The organism is Micromonospora sp. ALFpr18c, assembly GCF_008868155.1.
Taxonomy (GTDB): Bacteria; Actinomycetota; Actinomycetes; order Mycobacteriales; family Micromonosporaceae; genus Micromonospora.
In genome coordinates, this window is the sequence record NZ_WBKR01000304.1 from 1 (window position 1) to 4,376 (window position 4,376).

Consider the following 4,376-nt stretch of genomic DNA (forward strand, 5'->3'; position numbering starts at 1 on the left):
GGCTGTGGCCCGAAGTGTGTATCTGACTAGCGTGGGGTCGGGCGGGGGCAAGTCGACCGTCGCCCTCGGGCTGGCGGAGTTGCTGTCCCGTCAGGTGGGGCGGATCGGCGTGTTCCGGCCGCTGGTCGCCGACACCGGACCGGACCCGATCCTCGCCCTGCTCAGCGAGCGCTACCGGGTCGAGCTGCCGCTCACCGAGCTGGCCGGGGCGACGTACGCCGAGGCGGCCACGCTGGTCGCCGACGGCCGGCGGGAAGAGCTGATCTCCGCGATCGTGGAGCGCTACCGGACGGTGGAGCGGCAGTGCCCGGCGGTCGTCGTGGTGGGCAGCGACTTCGACGATCCGGGCGACTCGGCCCGACCCCGGGAGCTGGCCTTCAACGCCCGGCTGGCCACCGAGTTCGGCAGCGTGGTGGTACCGGTGGTGGACGGCTTCGGGCAGGCGCCGGCGGCCGTCGCGTCGGCGATGCGCGGGGCGTACCACGATCTGGCCGACCTGGGCGCGACCGTGCTCGCGGTGATCGCCAACCGGGTCGCCGAGCCGATGACGCTGCCCGAGCTGCCGGTGCCCGCGTACGCCATCCCGGAGGTGCCGAGCGTGTCGGCGCCGACGGTGGCCGAGGTGGCGGCGGCGCTCGGCGCCACGCTGCTCGCCGGTGACGACGCCGCGCTCGGCCGGGACGTGCTGGACTTCGTGGTCGGCGCCGCGCACGTGCCGACCCTGCTGAGCCACCTCACCGAGGGCGCCCTGGTGATCACCCCCGGGGACCGGGCCGACCTGCTCGTCGCCGCGAGCGCCGCGCACGTCGCCGGGCAGGTGTCGGTGGCCGGGCTGGTGCTGACCCTCGGCGAGCAGCCCGACCCCCGGGTGATGCGGCTGGTGGAAGGGTTGAACACCGGGCTGGCGGTGCTGTCCGTGGGCAGCGACAGCTACGACACGGTGGCCGCGTCCAGTCGCATCGAGGGCCGGCCCAGCGTCGCCAACCCGCGCAAGGTGGAGGCAGCGCTGGGGGCGTTCGAGCGCTGCGTGGACACCGACGACCTGGCCCGCCGACTGCGGGTCAGCCGGTCGACCCGGGTCACCCCGCTGATGTTCGAGAACGAGTTGATCGACCGGGCCCGCTCGCAGCCCCGGCACCTGGTGCTGCCGGAGGGCTCCGAGGAGCGGATCCTGCGGGCGGCGGAGATCCTGCTGCGCCGGGGGGTCGCCGAGCTGACCCTGCTCGGGCGGCCGGACGACATCGCCCGGCGCACCCGCGAGCTGGGCATCGACCTCGGCGACGCGAGCGTCGTCGACCCGGTCACCAGCGGCTGGCGGGACGGCTTCGCCGCCGAGTACGCGCGGCTGCGCGCCCACCGGGGCGTCACCACCGAGCTGGCGCACGACATCGTGGCCCAGGCGAACTACTTCGGCACGCTGATGGTGGCCACCGGACGGGCCGACGGCATGGTGTCCGGCGCGACGCACACCACCGCCGCGACCATCCGGCCGGCGTTCGAGATCATCCGAACCGTGCCGGAGGTCTCGGTGGCGTCCAGCGTCTTCTTCATGCTGCTCGCCGACCGGGTGCTGGTCTACGGCGACTGCGCGGTCAACCGCGACCCGGACGCCGCCCAGCTCGCCGACATCGCGATCTCGTCGGCCGACACCGCCGCCCGGTTCGGCATCGAACCCCGGGTGGCCATGCTGTCGTACTCCACCGGCAGCTCCGGCGCGGGCGCGGACGTGGAGAAGGTCGCCACGGCCACCGCGCTGGTCCGGGAGCGCCGGCCGGACCTGCTCGTCGAGGGGCCCATCCAGTACGACGCGGCGATCGACCCGGCGGTGGCGGCCACGAAACTGCCGGGCAGCCCGGTCGCCGGCCGCGCCACGGTCTTCATCTTCCCGGACCTCAACACGGGCAACAACACGTACAAGGCGGTGCAGCGCTCCGCCGGGGCGGTCGCCGTCGGCCCGGTGATGCAGGGGCTGCGGCGGCCGGTGAACGACCTGTCGCGGGGCGCCACCGTGCCGGACATCGTGAACACGGTGGCGATCACCGCCATCCAGGCGGCCACCGAGGAGGCCTCGTGAGTCGGGTGCTGGTGCTCAACTGCGGGTCGTCGTCGGTGAAGTGGCGCCGCTACGACGGTGACCGGGCACTCGACCAGGGCACCGTGGAACGCATCGGTGAGCCCGGCGGCGGCCCGGCCGACCACGCCGGCGCGGTCCGGCAGATCCTGGCCGAGCAGGACCTCACCGGGCTGACGGCGGTCGGGCACCGGGTGGTGCACGGTGGCCGGACGTTCAGCGCGCCGGTGCTGGTCGACGAGGCGGTGCTGGCCGCGATCCGGGACCTGGTGCCGCTCGCTCCGCTGCACAACCCGGCGAACCTGGCCGGTATCGAGGTGGCCCGCGCGGCACTGCCGGACGTGCCGCAGGTCGCCGTCTTCGACACCGCGTTCCACCACACCCTGCCGGCGGCCGCCGCGACGTACGCGATCGACCGGGACACCGCCGAGCGGTACGACATCCGCCGGTACGGCTTCCACGGCACCTCGCACGCGTACGTCTCCCGCCGCACCGCCGAACTGCTGGGCCGCCCGTACGAGCAGCTCAACACCATCACCCTGCACCTGGGCAACGGGGCCAGCGCCTGCGCGGTGCACAACGGCCGCAGCGTGGCCACCTCGATGGGCATGTCCCCGTTGGAGGGGCTGGTGATGGGCACCCGCAGCGGCGACATCGACCCGACCGTGATCTTCCACCTACGCCGGGAGGGTGGGCTGTCGGTCGACGACATCGACGACCTGCTCAACCACCGCAGCGGCCTGCTCGGCCTCACCGGCGCCAACGACATGCGCGAGGTGCTCCAGCGTCGGGCGTCCGGTGACCGGGCGGCGGAGCTGGCCTTCGACGTGTACTGCCGGCGGATCACCGGGTACGTCGGGGCGTACTACGCGCTGCTCGGCCAGGTCGACGCGATCGCCTTCACCGCCGGGGTCGGCGAGCATGCCGCGCCGGTGCGGGCCGCCGCGCTGGCCGGCCTGCACCGGCTCGGCATCGCCGTCGACGACACCCGCAACGACGGCACGGGCGACCGGGTGATCTCACCCGACGGCGCCGAGGTGAGCGTCTGCGTCATCCGCACCGACGAGGAACGCGAGATCGCCCGGCAGACCCGGGACGTGGTCGAGGCGGCCTGACCGCACCGTCCCGGGTACGCCAAATCAGCCCATCGCCAACCAGGCGACGAGGGCCACCAGCAACACGATGACCACCGCCGCACCGACGATGAGCGGCAGGCGGGACGGCGCGTCCGCCGGGCCGGCGGCCTCCGGCGTCTGGGAGAAGGCGCGGAACGCCTCGGTGTTGCCGCTGGGGTCGGTGTAGTTCTCAGGCATCCGGTGACCATAGCGAAGCCGTTCGCGGAGCACCGCCCCCGCCCACGTCGCCCCGGCGGGTCGACCCGGCCGGCGGAGGCGACCCGGCCGGGTGGCGGGTACAGCCCGGCCGGACGGCGGGGCCGCTACGCACGCCCGGGCACCTACCGTGGAACGATGGGGGCGGGGCGGCTCATGGCCGTACTGGTGACAGCACTGCTGGCTGGTTGCGCGCCCGCCACCGCGGTGGCCGGCGAGGCCACCGGGCCGGTCTCGGCGCGCCGGGCGCCCGAGGGGTCGTACGCCGTCGGCGTGCGTACGCTCACCCTCGATCCGCGCTCGGCGCGCCCCCTGCCGGTGACGATCTGGTATCCGGCTTCGACCGACGGGGTGGCCTCCGGGCGGTTTCCGGTGGTGGTCTACAGCCACGGGCTGTACAGCCGACCCGACCTGCACGCCGGCCTGACCACCCGCTGGGCGGCAGCCGGTTTCGTGGTGGCCGCACCGGCGTACCCGCACACCCGGCAGGGCGCCGCGCACTTCACCCGCGCCGACGTCCGTAACCAGCCGGCCGACGGGTGGCGGCTGATCCGACACCTGGGCCGCGTCGACCGCGCACCTGGTGATCCGCTCGCCGGCCACCTCGACCTGACGTCGATCGCCGCTGCCGGGCACTCGGCGGGCGGCTTCACCACCTCCGGCATGTTCAGCGAGGGCCATCCCGCCCGGTTGCGCGCCGGCATCGTCATCGCCGGCGGTGGACTGCCGGGCAGCTTCGCCGGGCCGCCCGCACCGGTGCTCTTCGTGCACGGCACGGCCGACGCGGTGGTGCCGGTGACCGTGGGCCGGGCCGCGTACGGGCGTACCCCCGGGCCGGCCGCGTTCCTCAGCCTGCGCGGCCAGGACCATGGCGCGTACCTCACGCCGGGCCACCCGGGTTTCGCCCCGGTCCTCGCCACCACCACCGACTTCCTGCGCTGGACCCTCTACGGCGATCAGGCGGCCGGCGCCCG

The 4,376-nt window shown here is 74.5% G+C and carries 4 protein-coding genes; 3 read left to right on the forward strand and 1 reads right to left on the reverse strand.

Annotated features, from left to right (window positions below):
• Positions 1-4 precede the first annotated feature (4 nt).
• Both pta and F8271_RS30040 read left to right on the forward strand, forming a co-directional pair.
• On the forward strand, positions 5-2,074 hold the full coding sequence (pta, locus tag F8271_RS30035) for a phosphate acetyltransferase (protein ID WP_151493176.1): 2,070 nt from the start codon (positions 5-7) through the stop codon (positions 2,072-2,074).
• Entirely contained in the window at positions 2,071-3,186 is a 1,116-nt protein-coding gene (locus tag F8271_RS30040; RefSeq protein WP_151493174.1) for an acetate/propionate family kinase, read from the forward strand. Before pta ends, F8271_RS30040 begins: the two co-directional genes overlap by 4 nt.
• A 24-nt stretch (positions 3,187-3,210) precedes the next feature.
• On the opposite strand, the gene F8271_RS32690 is transcribed toward F8271_RS30040, so the two are convergent.
• Entirely contained in the window at positions 3,211-3,384 is a 174-nt protein-coding gene (locus F8271_RS32690; RefSeq protein ID WP_192580523.1) for a hypothetical protein, read from the reverse strand.
• Between the two features lie 156 nt (positions 3,385-3,540).
• Between F8271_RS32690 and F8271_RS30045 the strand changes: the two genes are divergently transcribed.
• A partial coding sequence (locus F8271_RS30045) for an alpha/beta hydrolase (protein ID WP_151493175.1) occupies positions 3,541-4,376 on the forward strand: 836 nt, incomplete at its 3' end.

What these genes read in the sequence shown, in the direction of transcription:
- F8271_RS32690 (WP_192580523.1), bottom strand. Translation starts at nt 3,384, where the DNA reads ATGCCTGAGAACTACACCGACCCCAGCGGCAACACCGAGGCGTTCCGC.